This window comes from Streptococcus agalactiae ATCC 13813 (genome assembly GCF_000186445.1).
Lineage (GTDB): Bacteria > Bacillota > Bacilli > Lactobacillales > Streptococcaceae > Streptococcus > Streptococcus agalactiae.
In genome coordinates this window covers 1957393-1975635 of sequence record NZ_GL636070.1, presented here as the reverse complement: position 1 = coordinate 1975635, position 18243 = coordinate 1957393, and the positions used below count along the sequence as shown (strand labels likewise).

The 18243-nt window shown below is 34.6% G+C and carries 19 protein-coding genes; 14 read left to right on the top strand and 5 right to left on the bottom strand.

What is annotated here, in order from left to right; translation table 11 throughout:
- Positions 1 to 365 precede the first annotated feature (365 nt).
- From HMPREF9171_RS104185 to HMPREF9171_RS104205, 5 genes are all read right to left on the bottom strand, one after another.
- Positions 366 to 974 (bottom strand): TetR/AcrR family transcriptional regulator, encoded by a 609-nt coding sequence (locus HMPREF9171_RS104185; RefSeq protein ID WP_000794360.1) that lies wholly within the window; start codon positions 972 to 974, stop codon positions 366 to 368.
- 23 nt (positions 975 to 997) lie between these two features.
- Positions 998 to 2095 (bottom strand): ABC transporter permease, encoded by a 1098-nt coding sequence (locus HMPREF9171_RS104190; protein ID WP_001219923.1) that lies wholly within the window; start codon positions 2093 to 2095, stop codon positions 998 to 1000.
- 2 nt (positions 2096 to 2097) lie between these two features.
- A complete protein-coding gene (locus HMPREF9171_RS104195) occupies positions 2098 to 2814 on the bottom strand; it encodes an ABC transporter ATP-binding protein (protein ID WP_000755575.1) in 717 nt (238 codons plus the stop codon).
- A gap of 263 nt (positions 2815 to 3077) precedes the next feature.
- A complete protein-coding gene (locus HMPREF9171_RS104200) occupies positions 3078 to 3761 on the bottom strand; it encodes a DUF1129 domain-containing protein (RefSeq protein ID WP_000359374.1) in 684 nt (227 codons plus the stop codon).
- A gap of 20 nt (positions 3762 to 3781) precedes the next feature.
- Positions 3782 to 4093 (bottom strand): PadR family transcriptional regulator, encoded by a 312-nt coding sequence (locus HMPREF9171_RS104205; protein WP_000613124.1) that lies wholly within the window; start codon positions 4091 to 4093, stop codon positions 3782 to 3784.
- Positions 4094 to 4284: 191 nt separating this feature from the next.
- Between HMPREF9171_RS104205 and HMPREF9171_RS104210 the strand changes: the two genes are divergently transcribed.
- From HMPREF9171_RS104210 to HMPREF9171_RS01525, 14 genes are all read left to right on the top strand, one after another.
- Positions 4285 to 4992 (top strand): hypothetical protein, encoded by a 708-nt coding sequence (locus HMPREF9171_RS104210; RefSeq protein ID WP_000687006.1) that lies wholly within the window; start codon positions 4285 to 4287, stop codon positions 4990 to 4992.
- Positions 4993 to 5269: 277 nt separating this feature from the next.
- Positions 5270 to 6418 carry an N-acetylglucosamine-6-phosphate deacetylase gene (gene nagA, locus HMPREF9171_RS104215; RefSeq protein ID WP_000170470.1) on the top strand — a complete coding sequence of 383 codons (1149 nt, stop codon included), beginning with the start codon at positions 5270 to 5272 and terminating at the stop codon, positions 6416 to 6418.
- A 118-nt stretch (positions 6419 to 6536) separates the two neighbouring features.
- A complete protein-coding gene (locus tag HMPREF9171_RS104220) occupies positions 6537 to 7079 on the top strand; it encodes an isoprenylcysteine carboxyl methyltransferase family protein (protein WP_000022342.1) in 543 nt (180 codons plus the stop codon).
- A gap of 119 nt (positions 7080 to 7198) precedes the next feature.
- Entirely contained in the window at positions 7199 to 7366 is a 168-nt protein-coding gene (locus HMPREF9171_RS1000000113660) for a hypothetical protein (protein WP_017643057.1), read from the top strand.
- Positions 7367 to 7370: 4 nt separating this feature from the next.
- The gene (locus HMPREF9171_RS104225; RefSeq protein WP_000015622.1) at positions 7371 to 8348 is read left to right on the top strand and encodes a replication initiator protein A; all 978 of its coding nucleotides are present in this window, start codon (positions 7371 to 7373) and stop codon (positions 8346 to 8348) included.
- Positions 8341 to 8505, top strand: a complete 165-nt coding sequence (locus tag HMPREF9171_RS1000000113965; RefSeq protein WP_001872440.1) for a hypothetical protein — start codon at positions 8341 to 8343, stop codon at positions 8503 to 8505. The genes HMPREF9171_RS104225 and HMPREF9171_RS1000000113965 overlap by 8 nt, the downstream gene beginning before the upstream one ends.
- Positions 8506 to 8739: 234 nt before the next feature.
- Positions 8740 to 9066, top strand: a complete 327-nt coding sequence (locus HMPREF9171_RS104230) for a hypothetical protein (protein WP_000067505.1) — start codon at positions 8740 to 8742, stop codon at positions 9064 to 9066.
- Positions 9067 to 9076: 10 nt separating this feature from the next.
- Positions 9077 to 9862: an LPXTG cell wall anchor domain-containing protein gene (locus tag HMPREF9171_RS104235; protein WP_001872439.1), complete on the top strand. Its 786-nt coding sequence runs from the start codon at positions 9077 to 9079 to the stop codon at positions 9860 to 9862.
- Between the two features lie 92 nt (positions 9863 to 9954).
- The gene (locus tag HMPREF9171_RS104240; protein WP_000070630.1) at positions 9955 to 14499 is read left to right on the top strand and encodes an SspB-related isopeptide-forming adhesin; all 4545 of its coding nucleotides are present in this window, start codon (positions 9955 to 9957) and stop codon (positions 14497 to 14499) included.
- Positions 14500 to 14705: 206 nt separating this feature from the next.
- Positions 14706 to 14933 carry a hypothetical protein gene (locus HMPREF9171_RS104245; protein WP_000379152.1) on the top strand — a complete coding sequence of 76 codons (228 nt, stop codon included), beginning with the start codon at positions 14706 to 14708 and terminating at the stop codon, positions 14931 to 14933.
- 80 nt (positions 14934 to 15013) lie between these two features.
- Positions 15014 to 15586: a hypothetical protein gene (locus tag HMPREF9171_RS104250; protein WP_001030970.1), complete on the top strand. Its 573-nt coding sequence runs from the start codon at positions 15014 to 15016 to the stop codon at positions 15584 to 15586.
- A 52-nt stretch (positions 15587 to 15638) separates the two neighbouring features.
- Positions 15639 to 16391, top strand: a complete 753-nt coding sequence (locus tag HMPREF9171_RS104255) for a hypothetical protein (RefSeq protein ID WP_000376276.1) — start codon at positions 15639 to 15641, stop codon at positions 16389 to 16391.
- 56 nt (positions 16392 to 16447) lie between these two features.
- Complete coding sequence (locus tag HMPREF9171_RS104260) at positions 16448 to 16804, top strand: PrgI family mobile element protein (protein ID WP_001037296.1); 357 nt, start codon at positions 16448 to 16450, stop codon at positions 16802 to 16804.
- A partial coding sequence (locus tag HMPREF9171_RS01525; RefSeq protein WP_001014606.1) for a VirB4-like conjugal transfer ATPase, CD1110 family occupies positions 16779 to 18243 on the top strand: 1465 nt, incomplete at its 3' end. The genes HMPREF9171_RS104260 and HMPREF9171_RS01525, both read left to right, overlap by 26 nt.

Sequence of the window (18243 nt, the reverse complement as noted above, 5' to 3'; positions counted from 1 at the left end):
TCTTATAAAAAATAATTATTTTTATTAGGTACTTGACATAAGAAGTAGTTTTTAAGAAAAGAGAGTATGATGAAAAAATATATAAAATGGTTCATTCCCATATCTATTATTGGGATGTTACTAGTAGACTGTCAAATGAATAGTGAATCTAAAAGTCAGTTAAACGAAGTAAAAAATAGCAAACAGTCAGCAGTAAAGAAAGATAAAAAATGACAAAAAAAGAACAGTTAGCTTACCTAAAGAACATGAACAAGAAATAATGGTGAATTATTTAAATGTATCTTTTGATAGAGTAGAGTATACGATGGTATTTTTAATGAGATGTAGAGTAGATTGAATGCTTTCTTTAAATTTAGAAGTATTATCTAGCTCAGTAATTTTAATATTTGTTTTTCTATTTGTTTTAGTTCTTCCTCTAGACTTTCAGGCTTTATATTAAGGATATATAATTGAATAAAGAAAGTAATGAACTGTCCGATTACTGCTCGAAGTATTTCCATTTTATTCAACGAATTTCCTTCACCTAAACAGTTGAAAATTTTAGTAATGTTTGGATCAGTTGAATTTATTAGCTTAGTAAAAATAGTTGATGTTTCACTATTGATTAATAATTCTTGCATCAATATTTTAATGAGATCATTATTTTTTTCAATAAATTTAAAACGGTCCTGTACAAAGAAATGAATTAGTTCCTCTTTAGTAGAAAATGTAGATAATTCTGTAAAGAAGGGGCGTCCAATAGTTTGTACGATTAACTCGAGAATAAAAACCAAAAGCTTGTCTTTAGTTTCAAAATATTTATATATAGTTGCTTGGCTAACTTCTGCATTTTTAGCTAGTTGAGCAGTGGAAGTTCCATGGAAGCCTTGTGAGGCAAAGAGCTCTATAGCGGATAAAATAACTTTTTGTTTTCCTTTTGGCATCTCTTGGTCATTAATATATTGTTCAATAGAAAAAATAATATTATTTTTCATACTTAGTTCCTTTTCAAATGGTATTATACTTTACGGTATCGTTTTAGTCCAAAGATATTTGCGATGGTTAAAATAATTAAAAATAGAAGAAGTACCAGAAGATTTGAAGAAACGTTAGATAATCCTTGACCGTACATAATTATTTTTGTAAGTGCATCACCAGAGTAGGAGAGTGGTAGAATTTTACCGACTGTCTGAGCCCAATTTGCCATATTTTCTAGAGGGATTATTCCTGAAAAGAATAATTGAGGCATTATAATTAAGGGAATAAATTGCATCATTTGAAATTCTGATTTTGCTAGAGTAGACATTAAGATTCCTAATGATAAGGCAACCAGAGCCAAAATAAAATTGACAATGATGACACTAAAAATACTACCTACAACTTGAATATCTAGTAGCCAAATAGTTGATAAAACGATAACTATCGTTTGAATAATTGCTAGAATGCCGTATGATAACATATATCCAAATACAATATCACTACGTTTAACAGGAGTTGCAAGGAGTCGATCAAGTGTACCAGAAGTACGCTCTTTTAATAAAGCCATTCCAGAAATTAAAAAAACAAAGAAGAAGACCATAAATCCCATTAGTATTGGTATCATTTTTGCAAAAAAGCCTGTATTTTTATTTCCGTAATTATATTTTTCTTTGATATATTTGGAGCGAGTTTGTAAGGATTGTGCTAGTTTCGGATTCTTATTAGCTAAAATTTTAACTTGCGAAATCAGTTCCTTACTGTTCATTGTATTAACAGCGGTTTTAAAAGCTTGTCTTGTTAAAGTTGTATTTGAAGAATCTGTATTCGCATAGAAGAGAGTATAAGATTTATTGTCCTCCGAAATAAGAGCATCAATTTTATTTGATTTGAGTGCTTTTTTAGCAGATGAGTTAAATTTAAATGATCTCACTTTAATATGCTTAATATTATCTAAATTTGAAACGACCTTCGTGTTAACGTTAATAGTTCCAATCTTAACTTTTGTATTACTATTCGCAGAAAACATAACATTCATCAAAAACATAATTAAAATAGGTGCTAAAAACATCATAGCAAGTGTTCTTTTATCACGAAACAGTTCTTTTATAACCTTTTCAGTTATTGCAATAATTCTCATGATTATTCTCCTTCAGCTTTTAAGAAAACTTCCTCAATAGTACTCACATTAAATTGTTTTTTTAAATGTAATGGAGTATCAAAGGCAATAATGTTTCCACGTAATAGTAGTGCAACCTTACTTGTTAATTCTGCTTCATCCATAACGTGGGTTGTAATAAAGATAGAACGTCCTTCATCCTTAATATTAATTAGCTCTTGCCAGATTTTTCTCCTCAAGGATGGATCAATTCCAACGGTAGGTTCATCTAGGATTAAAACTGTGGGGTTTCCAAGTAGGGCGATGGCTAGAGAAAGCCGTCTTTTCATACCTCCTGAGTAACCTGAGACAAATTTATCAAGTTGGTTTTCTAAATCTACTACTTTAGAAATATGAGTTATCTGCTGTTTTAATTCAGTTTTTTGAATACCTTTCATTTTTCCAAAGAATAATAAATTTTCTAAGGCGGTTAAAGATTCGTATAAGGCATCAGATTGAGCCATATAGCCAATTTGATTTAAAATATTACGATCTGGCATTTGAGTATCAAGAACAAGAGCTGTTCCCTTATCTGCTTTTTCCATGCCAAGCATAGTTTTAATCAAGGTAGATTTCCCTGCTCCAGAGGGTCCTATTAATCCAATTATTTCGCCTTTAAACACCTCCAAATTAATATTATTTAAAACAGTTTCTGAGGCGTATGCTTTTTGTAGTTTTTTTAAATCGATGACTTTTTTCATGATAACTTTTTGCTCCTCTCTCGGTGAGTAAGTGTTCACTCACCTATTTGATATCATATATTATTTTGTGTAAAGACAGGCTTGTCAATAAAAGAGTTGACAGGAAGTTAAGATACTATAATAGTCAATAAAATGGCTTATTTGAGATAACTAATTTTTTATCTTAAAAATCAGTTGCATGGAGAGCATTCGTAAAAATGGGCACAGAATAAAACGACTAAGAATATCCTTGTCGTTTTATTTTTTATATAGTTATACCTCTTTTAAAATTCAATATAATAATGTTTATTCAGGTGTTTTTTAACAATGATATGAAGAGAGAAGCTAAGTCCCAGTATAATTAAATAAATCCAAAGGGGGATATTAATGAAAGGAAGATGACAATATTTTCCTATAAGGATATAAGCTATGATAAGCGAAAGAATTAGAAACATATATCGAAAGAAATATTTCTTTTCTTTCGATTTATCGAAGTTATATGTAGCATATATTATGGTATCAGTTATCTTGACAGCAATAAAACTGATAAAGATTGCAAAAAGAACATCTAATAGAGTAATAGGGATTAGATCTGGTACTGACTGTTGAAGTGCTTCAGTAATGAGATATCCTCCTAAAAAGATAATCATTTGGATAGTTAGTAGTAAAATGGCTAAATCCCAACGTTGTAATGTTTCTTCTTTCTTAGAGATTTTAGGTGTAGATTTAATAACTTGGTTTATAAAATCGTGCCTATCTTCTCCAAATACACTAACTAAACTTGCTTGTCGCTCTTGTGCTTCTAATAACATATTGACAATATCATTTCGAATGAGCTCCTGATGGTAGGGGCTAATGCTAGCACCCCGCAAATAGACAATCATATCTGTATAGGTTTGGTTATTAGAGTTATCAATTCTTTCTTCTAATAGCGTATTTTCTTTTTGTAATTTTTTCAGTTTATCCATGCTAGTTTCCTCTCCAATTTTTAGAGTAGTTTGTTTAATGCTTTACTAAGTGACTCCCAATTCTGTTTAAATTGGGCTAACTGCTCCACGCCTTCATTGGTTAACGTATAATATTTACGCTTAGGTCCTTGAGGGGAAGGCTTTTGTTGTCCTTTTATATATTTATTGCTTTGTAGCCTTAAGATAATGGGGTAGATTGTCCCTTCGGAAATTTCCCCAAAACCATAAGAATTTAATTTTTTTGAGATTTCATAAGCATAAGTCTCCTCTTGCTGTATGATTTTTAGGATAGCTCCTTCAAGTAATCCTTTTAGCATTTGCGATGGAATCATATTATGTCCTTATCTATATTGTAATACAAGTTACTGGTGTAGCTACATTGTAATACAAAGTAGTTGAGATGTCAAATATAACTAAGTTACCGGTAGAAAATAAGAGTGATAGACAATGATTCTTCTAAAATAGGTTTGTTTATGTCCTTTAGTTTATGTTATAATAATGTGAAGAAACTTTAGGAGTGAGTATGAAAATAGATAAAAAAGAACTTTTAGCACTTATTGCTAGTATTATTTTATTAATTTTTGCTTCTGTTACGTTTTTCTTATTTAAAGATCATGGCACTACTCAAATGGATACTGTAGAAAGCAGTGTTAACCATGTCAGTGATTCTCAATTAACTGAGGTACAAGATATGTTAGATAAATTTGAGAAGAAACCTTCAGAAAAATTATTGAAGGATGTCGAACTTGCTTTAAATAAATTGTCCAATTCTTCTAAAAAAGAAGCTTTGCAAAAACGTTTTAAGAAAGCAAAAGATAAGTATCTTAAAGACGAAGCAGATAAGAAAGCTACCAAAGATGCTACAGATTTAGTAGAAATTCTAGAACAAGCCCCTTCAGAAGAAAATGTGTTAAAAGCTGAAGCGGCAGTCAATAAGTTAACTGTCAAAGAATCTAAAGAAGCTTTACAAAAACGTATTGATACTGTTAAGACACAATATGGTTTGATTGGGAATCAAACTCCCTCTAGTTCAGTAGCTGAAACTACAGAACAAGGGACAGCTAATCCTGCTAGTCAGGATACTTCTAGTTATGTTAATCAGAATGTAGCACCAACTTATGAGCAACCGCAAACGAATAATACACCAGTTACTCCAGGGGTTAACAATACTGTTCCGACTCCAGGAACTGGTACTGTACCTGCTACTAATGGGACGGGTGTTGCTCAGTAAAATCCTGAAAGTCTAGTTTTACTAGACTTTTTTGCTATGCTTTTTAATTAGCCATTCTCATCAAAAACTATAAGAGAATTAGCAGTTGATAGTTTTGGAGAAGGAAAAGAATTATGAGCAACAGCAATTAAAACCTTAAAAGTACAACCAAGTGAAGTGGTTTATAACAAGTGTATAGTTCTTTCTTAGAATAAACCATGACTTTTTAAAAAATAGGTATATACCATTTACAAAAATACCTTAAAGCGTTATAATGAGAGTGAATGGGGGGAAGAAGATGACGAAGTACATCAAGGCTGACCGATTCTTTTATGCTGATCATGTAAAGGAAAACGGTTATTTAGAAATAAAAGATAATCACTTTGGTAAATGGATAGAAAATATTTCTGGACAAGAGGAGATTTTAGATTATTCAGGTTACCAAATAGCACCTGGTTTAGTTGATACACATATTCATGGTTTTGCTGGCGCTGATGTTATGGATTGTGATTCAGAAGGAATTTTGCGAATGAGTGCTGGCTTGCTATCTACTGGAGTCACATCTTTCTTGCCAACAACCCTAACTTCAGATACAAAGCGACTAGAAGAGGCGTCTAAATCAGTTGCGGCAGTAGCGGGCAAAGAACAAGGAGCAAAAATTCAAGGCATCTATTTTGAGGGACCATATTTTACTGAGGAATATAAAGGAGCTCAAAATCCGATTTATATGAGAAATCCAAACTTGGAAGAGTTTGCTCAATGGCAGAAGGCTGCAAAAGGCTTGATTACAAAAATTGCTTTGGCACCAGAACGTGAGGGAGTTGAGGAATTTGTCTCAGCAATCACAAAGCAAGGTGTTACGGTAGCTTTAGGTCATTCTAATGGGACATATAAAGAAGCTAAAAAGGCAGTGAAGGCGGGTGCCTCAGTTTGGGTACATGCGTATAATGGTATGCGTGGTTTGACACACCGAGAACCAGGTATGGTTGGTGCGGTTTATAATTTACCTAATACTTATGCCGAACTCATTTGCGATGGTCATCACGTTGATCCTGTTGCTTGTGACATTTTAATGACACAAAAAGGCCATAATCATGTGGCATTAATAACAGATTGTATGGCAGCTGGAGGTGCCCCTGATGGAGATTATATGTTAGGGGAATTGCCCGTGGTTGTGTCTAATGGAACTGCGCGTTTGAAAGATGGAGGGAATTTAGCTGGTTCTATTCTTAAGCTCAAAGATGGATTAAAAAATGTTGTAGAATGGGGAATTGCTACTCCGGAAGAGGCAGTGCGTATGGCGAGTTATGTTCCAGCAGTGTCTGTAGGCATTGATAATGTCTGTGGACAGATAAAAGAAGGCTATGCAGCGGATTTTATTGTATTAGATAAACATCTAGATTTAGTTGCAACATACCTTGATGGAGAAAAACGTTGGCAATCTTGAAAGAACTAGTTTTTACTAGTTCTTTTTAATTTATTAATTTTTAATGAAATATAGTTTGACAATAAAACTATTTTTTCTTATAATGTTGTAATATAATACAAAACAATAGGAGTTTACAATGTCAATTATTATTGGGTTAATGGCCGCTATGTTTATCATTCGTTTAGCTTATTTAAAGCTATCTATAGCTAATGAAAAGGCCTTAAGAAAAAATGGTGCTAAAGAATATGGTGTAGGTGTTTCAAAAGCAATCACAGTTCTTCATATTATCATTTATTTTTCATCTGTAACTGAGGCTGTTCTAACAAAAGCAAGTTTTAATTTTGTTAGCGTAATCGGGCTTAGCTTGATGATTTTTTCTGTGTTTATGTTACATACAGTAACACGTTTACTTGGTCGTATTTGGACAGTGAAATTAATGGTAGATAAAAATCATCAATTTGTAGATCACTGGCTATTTAGGGTTGTTAAGCATCCTAACTATTTCTTAAATATTGCTCCTGAACTTTTAGGTGTAACTTTATTGTGTCATGCTAAGTATACAGCATTATTTGTCTTGCCAATTTATGCTTTTGTTATTTATTTAAGAATTCGTGAAGAAAACTTATTATTAAAAACGATCATTATTCCAAATGGAATCAAAAAGTCTAGGGTATCTTAAGAATAAGAGTAAGTGTATAGATTTTTGAGAATTTGATAAAAATGGAACTATAAGTTGAGAGAACAATGAAAATTGTTCTCTTTTTTCTATACCAAAAGTGTTACGAAAGGATTTTAGATATGACACCAATTGCTAAATTAACTCAAAATATTGTTGTCGTTGACCTCATGAAACAGACAGGCTGGCCACGAGAAAGAGTCGTTAAAGCACTGGAGTTGATGGAGATGGAAAGGACGATTTGTATTGCCAAAAATGGCAACTTGAGCCTAAGAGTTTTTGAGGGGTGAGATGATGAGTGGATTAGAACAATTTTCAGCCATCACTCTGGAACAGATGCAGACATCGGAACGCTTCTTTCCGATGGCTTGGGTGCTATGGGAAGATACTCATTATCAAAAGCTTAAGTCAGACTCGAAGGTATTGTATAGCATGATGAAAAATCGTTTAAAACTTTCTGCTAAAAATGGCTGGGTAGACGAGGTAGGTCGTGTTTATATAGAATTTTCCAACGCAGAAATCCAACGATATTTTAACTGCTCCAAACCGACGGCTATCAAACTAAAAAAAGATCTTTCAGACTATGGCTTAATTTATGAGTATAGTCAATTCTCCAATGCAGATGGTCAACTGGCTAATCGTATCTATGTTGGTCAAGTCATGACCTATGATGCTGAGAAGTACAAACAAGAACGCTTAGAACGTCAAGAAAAAGCTTTCCAAAAACGTATCGAAAAGCGCCAAAATAGACCCCGTAAAAATAATTTACGGGGGGTGTCAAAAGATTTAACGGAGGCAGTTAATAATTTTGACTCGAATTATAAAGACTCTAGTAAAACTGATTTTAGTAAAGATAATTATAGTTCTAGAAAGACTGAAAAAAATTCTAATGAATTTTCACAGTCTGCTGAAACTTATCAATCATTATCAAAAGATCAATCAGTTCCATTTGTCGAACCACAATATTATTCTCTGTTACAAGTGATTGCTGATAAATATAATGACCAGATGTTTGGTTTTCCAGATGTACTTACTATGACACATAATCAGAAAATGAAAATTGGCCAATATTTATCAGAAGGCTACGTTACAAGTTTGGAAGTATTAAACATGATTGACCGTATTCCAAAGGATAGTGCATCACCATTAGCCTATTTGCTAAAATCTTTGGACAATTTGAAGCAAGAACGTCAATTTGAACAAAAAAGAATAGCTCATTTAAACGCAGAAAATTACTATAGCGTAAAAAAAGAAGGTATTGAAAATGGTTAATTTGATCTTAGTTTTAATTGCAGCAGTTATTGTATTTATCTTTATTTTCTTAGCGGTTGAAATTCATGATGCACCCCTAATGGCTGACGATGAGATGACAGTTATATCATCACCCAAGCACGATCACGATGAGCATCATTCACAAAAAGCTGCTTAATATTACTCTTGACCCAAGCAAGTCTTTAAACTACTTGATTTAGATCTTTGATAATTTAACACAAACACCGACCTCATCAGCAAGCCTATAGGATAACAATGAATAAGGAAGGCGGTGTAACAGCCTGCTAAAGTAGCAGGCACGTCTTGGCTTACCTCTTCTTCAAGAGGTGTGAGTATTACTCATGCGTTTTTGCAGATGGAAAAATCCACATAAGCAAGAAAGGAGTTTGTTATGTCAAACTTGCTACAAGTATCTGATAAACCATTTTTAACGTTATCAGATTTACGTCTTTTAGGACGTCAAGGTGAAGCAATAGCTTATCTTGACGATGGAAGACAAGTTATTATCAAACCTAAATTTGCCATTGTTCAGCGAAAAAGAACAATTAACGGTAAAATCACAATTGTTGGTGAAGATATTTTAAGGTTTCATGAAATTTATTCAGCTATTAAATTCATTAAGCGAAAACACTTTATCATAGCTGAACGAATTAAACGAAACGGAAAATATGTCCTCGTTTTAACAGGAAGAGGTTATCACCGACAAAGGAAAGAATAAAGGAGCAAACATGAAAAAAGTAAAAGCGTTAGCTTTATTTTCAACAGCAATTTTAGCGACAGCATCAACAGGAGTTTATGCAGATGAAGTTATTTCAGATGGAACAACTTCACCTTCTACTGAGCAAGTAGAACCAACACCTGCTCCATCATCATCAGAAGTAGCACCTGGAGGTGAATCAAATACACCAACTCCTTCATCATCTTCTTCAACAGAAGCTCCTGAAGGTAGTAAAACAGTTCCTGGTGCAGCTGAAGATGAATCAAGTAAACGAGGATCTGAAACAACAGAAACAGAACCAACGCAACCAGCTACAGAGCCTGAAAAGTCAACAGAAACACCATCAGAGCAGCCTGGAGAGGTAGAAGTACCAACTACAGATGGTGGTAAAGCTACCGTAGTTCCTGATACAAGCGTTCCAACGAACAATCCAAACATTACAGCAGAAACTGCACAAAATGCTGGAGCTTCACAAGTTGGAACAACTTCAACAGTCACTGGTCAAGTCGTTCGTGATGTGACTCGAAGTAATCCAGTGACACTGTATAACGGTGCAAGTCTTGTTGATATTCGTGACGGTCTAGTCACTCTCTCAACAGGTGAAAAAGTAGCTCCTGAAGTTGTAGGTGTTAAAGCTAATGCTGATGGAACTTACACAGCCAAAACTATTCAAGGTGATACAGTCACTTTACCACACACTGGTGAAAAAAATTCAACTGTTTTGTCAGTTGTAGGTGCCCTCATTTTATCAGTTCTTGGTTTTGGTTTAAAAAAACGTAAAAATCAAGAAATTTAATTTAAAAATCTAAAATAGTGAAGAAAAGAACATGTCAATAAACTGTTCGTTTTTTATTGCTGTAGTTTTTTAGGAAAAACCAGGAGGTTATTATGTCAAATCAATTTATTCAACAATCACAAACCAAAAAGGGACACGGATTTTTCCGCAAGAAAAAATGGGCGAAAGGTTTAGCTTCAGGAATTGCTCTTGGAGCAGTCGTTACATTTTCAAGTTCAGCATATGCTGATGATATAGCGAATACAGTTGATACTCAACCAGAAGTAACAGTTGTTTCGGATAGTAATGCTACTAATTTAGCAGATGCTCAAGCTGATAACAGTCAAGAGCACACTGATTTAACCAATCAATCAGGTGAGCAGACAGGTCAAATGACTGACAAAGTAACATCAGATGGTTTAGATCAATCAGTCTCTGATGCTCAAGCAGCAGGAGTTGAAGTAGATCAAAATGGTACTGTAACTCATTCTAGTTATGCAGATGCTCAGGCTGATTTAGACAAACAAAAGGAAGCCATTGACCAAGCAACTGAAACACAAAAAGAAGTTGACAATGCTAAAGCAACAGCTGAAGAAGCAGCTAAAGCAACAGGCGTCGAAGTTTCAACCGAAGCAAGCAAATCAGCAAAAACGTATACTTCAGTTGATGATGCCAAGGCTGATGCTAAAAAACAAGTAGATAATCTTTCTACTGTGACTGAAGCTCAAAAGCAAGTCAATGAACAACTTCCTAAAGCTGTGGAAGCAGCTACGGGGTCAGGTGTAAAAGTGAATGTTAAAGCTGGTGCTAAAACAAGTGATGCTAAAAAAGCTCTTGAAAATTTAGCAAATCAAGTTGCTAATTTGAAAAAAGCTCAAGATACCCAAAACACCATTAGCAATTCAATGGCACAAGCTCTTGAAGAAGCTAAAAAAGCAGGTGTTACAGTCAGCACAACTGGTTCAAAATCATATGATGATCTATCTAAAGCTTTAGCAGATGCTCAAGCTCAAGTCGCTAAACTTACTGAATTTAAAGAAACACAAGCTAGCATCGATGAAGCTATTAAAAAATCGGCTGATAATGCTAAAGCAGCAGGTGTCGAAGTTTCAACTGGAGATGCAAAAACATACACTTCAGCAGCAGATGCTCAAGCTGATAGTGATAAACAAACAGCAAGTTTAGATAAAGCAGCTGAAACTCAAAAAGAAGCTGATAAAGTTATTTCAGATTTAACTAAAGAAGCTCAAAATGCTGGCTTAGATCTTACAAAAGGAACATCACAAACATACACTTCAGTTGATGAAGCTAAAAAAGATATTGCTAAACAAGAACAAGCTCTAAAAGATGCTGCAACAGCAAAAGCAAATGCTGAAACTACTAATTCATCTAACAAAAAAGCTGCAGCAGATGCTCAAGCAGCTGCAAATAAAGCTATCAATGATGCTATTGCTAAAGCAACCGCTTCTGGAACAACAGTTACTAAAACTGGCACTATTGAAACAAGTGTAGAAGAAGCGCAAAAGATTGCTAAAGAGCAATCTGATAAAGTGAATGACGTTGCTGCAAAAAACGAACAAATTCAAAATGAAAATACAGCAAAGAAAAATGCTTACGATGCTAAAAAAGGTGAAGTAGACAAAAAGAATAAAGCAGCGTTTGATCGTGCTGGGTTGAATTACACTGGTGATTATGCAACAGATAAAGCAACAGCTGATAAATTTAATTCAGATGAAATTGAACGAGTTAAATCTCAATTTGAGAAAGCTAATGACAACAATGTACTTGGTGCAACTGATGGTTGGGTTCAACACGTTGGATCAAACGGATACACTCAATCAGGTACAAGTCAATTCAAGAAGTCTCAAAACGTTAATGGTGTAGAAATTGTTGCAAACGGTTCTCTAGAACCAGGAAAAGAAACTGTTTACGTTAAAGGTAATGTTAATCAATCTCACGTTATCGCAAATATGAACTGGGGAAATGTTGCGCCACAAGGTGACAATCTTACTAGTAACATTGGTTCAAAATGGGCTGAAGCATACGATTATAACGCAGATGGTACAACGACTCAAATTTGGAAGGGTAAAATTTTAAAATGGTATCGTATTCCAAATGCTATTACCATGCTTGATGGCTCACAACATGATGCGTACGTACTGTTCCATACTGATACTTCAGGGCTTTCATCACCAGGAGATGAAGTTGTTTTCTGGAACCAAGATGGTGCTATTAATGCTGTTGATGGTTATCGTTACGGAGTTAATGACAAATCTGATGGTATTCGTACAGTTATTCGTGTTGACTCACCAGATAATAACGATAATTATCTCTGGATTTCCCTTTTAGGAGACTTTGATATTGGTCAATTTCTAGAAGCTGATGGCGTAACTGTCCTCGGTGTTGGTGGTGGATTTGCAACAAATTCAGGTGTTGGCGGACACCGTGTTGCTGTCGATGAAAATCTTGGTTTGACATACGGTAAAAATACTACACCAACAAGTGCTTTAACAGGCTTTAACTCCGCCCCAGATGGCGTTGCTTTGATTGCACAATATAGCAATCAATATTCAACTGTTATTCGCAATACCGCAGGTGGTAACGGTGTTGCCGTTGCTCGTACTGATTTTGGAGCACAAGCAAAAGTTAGTATCGTAACACCACGTCATGTGAATGTTGAAAATGTTGAAACACCAACATATACAGATTTATTACCAGTTTCAGTACAAGATGTGCATATCACACCTGAACAAGTAACTGTACCTAAGGCTGTTACTCTTCATGATGTTAACGTTCAAGCTGAAACTCACGCTATCAAACTCGCTACTGAAGTTGCTCCAGTTACTGTTGAAACAGAAGTAACGACTCCAGCTCTTTCAGCAACTGTTCATGACATTACTATGAAAGCAGCTGTTCATCCAGTTGAAGTGACACAAAAACCAACTAATGAAAAAGCAGTAGTTAATAATGATAACGTTGATATTAATGGTAAGACAGTTGCTAAAGGTTCAATTGTGAAATGGGTGCTCAAAAATGGTAACTTGCTGGCTGGTCGTAAAGAATTGACAGCTGTTGTGATGAACGATCCTTTCCCAGCTGGTTTTGAAGTAGATAGTGAAGCTACTGCTGAAGCAAATGCGGATTACTATACACTTAAAACCACTGAAGATGGTTCTTATCAATTAGTTGGAACAGCTAAATTATTGTCACTTTTGAATGCTCATCGTGATCAAGATGTTGAAGTCCCAGGTTTTGTTTTTGTTGGTAAACCATTGAACGATAATGCTCACTATGATAATGCTTTTGAAACCATTTATTCAACCGCTAAAGGTTATTATAAAGTTGTTTCAAATATTCCTTCAATTGACACTCCAGATAATCCAAAACCAACTAAAACAGTCACAGATAAAGCAGGTAGCGATATTGATGGTAAAACAGTATTTGATAAAGATGTTACCTTCCATTTGATTACGGATTATAGTACTTACGTTAATACAGTTGTTGATGTTAATACAATGACAAAAGCAGCAGGTATTTATGATGATACTGATGATGCAACTGTAAACCCTGATGTTGCAAAAGCTACTGTAACAGATAGCAATGGTAATGATATTACTGCAAAAGGAACATTCTATGATATTGAAGCAGGACAACCAATTCCAGCTGAAATTCAAATTTTCTTGGACGGTGCTCACCTTACTCCAAATGGTGAATTTATTGTATGGATTCCAAATGATTTGAAAGATTACTATGAAAATTATGTTCTAACAGGTAATAACGTTACTGTTAATTTACCAGTTGAAGTTATCGCTCAACCAGGTGAAAAAGCAGAAAATACTTTTGTTCAAGTCGAATTTGGAAATGGCTATCAATCAAATCTAGTCTTTGTTAAAGTTCCAGACGTATCACCAGAAAAACATGCCATTAGTAAAGACGGTACAGTCCTTGACGGTCAAGAAGTTGGACTTAATCAAGTCTTTAACTATAAACTGGATGGTGTGACTGTTCCAAAAGATCATGACACACTTTGGCAATATGATGGTAAAGATAAGTTAGATATTGAACATGACCGCTACACAGGAAACTGGAAAGGTGTCATTACTGGTACAGAGTATACTGCCAAAGAAGATATGACGTTAACATACGATGTTATTACTGAAGATGGTACAGTTATTAAAGCAGGCGATACTATCGCAGCTGGAACAAATTATCATTTTATCTTTGAGTTCAATCAAGATACTAATGATGACTTTATTAATAAAATTGTTAAAGTGACTTGGAATGCTCAAGCGGGTGAATGGGCTTACAGCATTAATGAAGACTTCCTTCGCTCATTAGGTCTTGAAGGTACTTTTGATGCTGACTTCTGGATTGAAGTGGAACGTATTAAAGATGGTGAAGTTGAAAACACCTTCATCAACACTGTCAATGGTCGTGAGTTGATTGCGAAAGTAACCACTCATACACCAGCTGCCCCAGTTCCATCAACTCCACAAGTCCCAGCTAAACCTACAGCAGAAACACCAGTTGCTAAAGCAAGCGTTCTTCCAACAACTGGTGAAAAAACTTCAGCACTAGATGTATTAGCATCAATTACTGGTCTTCTTATGACTATTGGTGCAGCGTTTGGTCTTCGCAAAAAAGAAAAACATAACTAATTACTAATTAAACTAAGGACAGGCAACGCCTGTTCCTAGAAGCATACTATCCTGCCTAAATAATTGTTGACGTCTTTAAATCTCCAGATAGTGTGTTTCTAGGAGCAGGTAGTTGCCTACTTGGAAAAGGTTGTAAAAATAACTGATAAGACAATTTACAGCCTTTTATTTTTATTAAAAATTTTATTTAAAGGAGAAACTTATTTATGGATACAGCAGTTCGTGTTGTTACAGCTTTAGGAGCAATTCTTTCAATTGTAGGTCTTGGATGGGTACTCACAGGAGCCTTTGATTATTTCTCAGGTCGTAAAAATGGTAACCCAGCCATGATGGACCAAGGAATGACCTCAATGGTTTCAGGTGGTGCTATTGCGGTTATTTCAGCTGGTGTTGCAGCAGCAATTGTTGCGGCTATGCGCTCAATTTCATTCTAATAACTTACATACATGTAAGATAATCAGTTGAAAAAGTGGTATAATAAAGGTAAGTAAAAGGGTTACAAGGAGAAAAGAAAATGAACAAGGAATTTGATTATGTAGCTTTTGCAAAAAACTTTGAAGCCACTAACGGACGTCCACCAACAGCGGATGAACTTGATAATGCTAAATGGGAACATTTCGGTATTAGATGGCATACACCAGAAGAGTCACAGGCTGAATTAGAACGTATTAATGCATCTTATAAGCCAACTTGGAGCGAACACTTGAAAGATGCTTTAAGTTTTCTAGGACGTGGATTTTTCAAAGCTCTGTTCTTTGTTCTCGTATCTCCAATCTATTTAACAATGTTATTCTTTAATTTAATCAAATCAGCCATTGGTGTGTTCATGGTTTGGTTTGTGTCAAAGTTTGTATTAGGAATGATTATTGGAGTTATTGCAAGTATAAAATATGGAACTGATTTGAGTACTAACCCTTTTCCAGCCCCATTTAGAGGGATTGTAGATTTTATTTTAGGGCGAGATTTTTTTCAAAATGCAGTTCCAAATTTTTTCCCTCATCCTATGCTAGATACCTGGATTATTGGAATAGCGATTATTTTACTAGCCCTCGTCGCTACTTTTGCAAAAGTTGAAGAAAATAAATAGTTGTTAAAAGAACCTTAAAAGGTTCTTTTTATTTTTGTTAGAAAGGAGAGATATGGATAGAACTCTTTCTGAACTAACCAAGTCTTTAGGAAGTTATAATAAAACTGTTAATTCATCAATTGGAGCTATCAATAAGTCATTGATGGCTATTGGATATATTTTAGTATCGATCTTATTTTTAATTGAAATGCTCTCTTGGTATCGCTTTATTAGAAATCAAGGCGGTGAGATGACATGGAAGCTCTTTCTAGAAATAGCAGTCAAATATTTTATTGCTTATTTCTTAGTATCTCAGTCTGGTGCAGTGTTAAATGCTATTATGTGGTTTACAACTGGCGTTACAAAATTAATTGGTGTTGATTTTAGTGGTGATAATATGTTTACATTTGCATGGTTAAAAAAAGGTAGTTTTCCTATTCGAGCTGGGGTTAATATTATCGCTTCAATTATTGGTGCAGCGGCAACCTTATCAGTTAAGGTAATGGTTTTATTGCGATTTATTGAACTCTATTTCTTTAAAGCTATAGCACCAGTCATTGTTGCGTTTTGGATGGGTGATAGTACACGTCATATTGCTATTAACTTTTTAAAAACATTCGGTGCAGTCGCTCTCCAAGGTGCAGTAATAGTTTTACTTCTTGCAATTTGGCAAGGTTTTAATATTGATACTGCATTTCAAATTTCAAAAGATTCTTGGCTAGGCTCATTTGCACCTGGTTTTAGCTATATAGGTAAATGTGTAGTGTTCTTGATTTTGCTGATTGGTTCACAACATAAAGCCAAACAATTACTTAATGTATCTTAATAAAAAGCATCTCTGATTAAGAGGTGCTTTTTGGGTATTGGGTAGAAAGGAGAAAAATGAACAAACTAGGTTCTGAATTTTTTAAAGCAATTGACCAGTTTGAACGAAGTGTCGTTGGTGGTTTTACTTGGCGTCAGCTTGTCATGCTATTTGGGATTATCTTTGGTGTTGCTTTAGCAACATTGATTTCTTTTTTGAAATTGCCTGACATTTTGTTCTATCTAGCACTAGCTTTAACTGTTCCGCCATCATTTGTTTATGGCATAAAGAAAGATGAACATATCAAAGAAGTTCTAATGTTTAAATTTACAGTACAAGAACGTGCTTATCAAACAGATTTTGAAAGTGAGGATATGAATGGTACGTTTATTCAACAAAAGGGCGTCCATGAATGGAACGACACCTTTGACTAAAGAAGATAAAGAGCGAGCAAAGCAGCTCAAAAAAGCTTTGAAAGCTAGTACTCAAAACACAATTAAATACACGTCTTTATTTGAAGATGGATTGATGCATATTGTTGATGAAGAATATTCAAAAACATGGGAGCTTGGAGATACTAACTATATCACAGCTGATGAGGATGAAAAGCTTGATATTATTGATTACTATGTTGAAGCTTTAAATGGATTAGACAGTGATAATACTTACCAATTACTTATTATTAATCGTCCAGTTCCATCAACGCTTTTAAGTCAAATTACCTATGAACTTGAAAGTGATGACCGTGATGTCTATCGTCAAGAATATAATGATATGATTACGTCACGTTTTGCGATTGACCAAAATAATTTTAAGGTTGAAAAATTTATCACTGTTTCAACGTCTGCACGAGATCGTAAACAAGCTTATCGAAAATTAAATGATGTTGAAAATAACTTTTCAAAACAATTCCAAGTGATTGATATTCCCTTCACACCTTTAACAGGAACAGAGCGACTAAATATTTTCGCTGACTTATTGAGAGGTAATCCATATCTTAACGTTGATTACAAAGATGTTCGTATTAGTGGATTAACAACAAAATCTTTTGTTGCCCCTGGACGTATTTGGTTTCAACAGGATCAATTTATGATGGATAAAAAATACTGTAAAGTACTTTTTGCTAGAAGTTTTCCAGCTTTTCTAAACGACCGTCTAATTAAGTCAATTACAGATATTGGTATTGAATTAGCCATTACTATTCATGCTAAACCATATGATGTTGCTGAAGCAGTGAAAAAAATCAATACTGCTGAAGCTGGTGTGAAAATGGATATGATTAAATCTCAAAAAGTTGCTGCCGATAAAGGTATTTCAGGAAATTTGGCAGTATCAGGCGTAGCTCAAGCAACAGCTGAAGAAGCTTCAAAATGGAGTACTGAAATTAATGATAATGACCAAAAAATGTTTTCAGGTATTTTTGCGGTCATGTTAAAGGCAGATACACCTGAAGAGCTTGCCGATTATACAAACCGTGTCAAACAGGCTGGACGTAAGCATGTGGTTGATTTTGAAGAAACTTACTACCACCAAGAAGAAGCGCTTAATACCATTTTGCCAATCGGAAAAACTTATTTGGATGTTAAACGCCGTTTCATGCGTGATATGACAACAACCAACATTGCCACACAAATTCCATTTACAAATACTGACTTGCAAAGTAGTAGTCCGATGGCGATTTATTACGGACAAAATCAAATTTCAAACAATATTATTACGCTTGATCGTCAACGTGATTTGAACACGTCTTCTGGTGTTATCCTAGGTTCTTCTGGTTCTGGAAAGTCTGTATTTGTTAAAACGAGTGAAGTTATTCCAACGATTTTAAGGTATCCTGATGACCGTATTATTATTGTTGACCCTGAGGATGAAG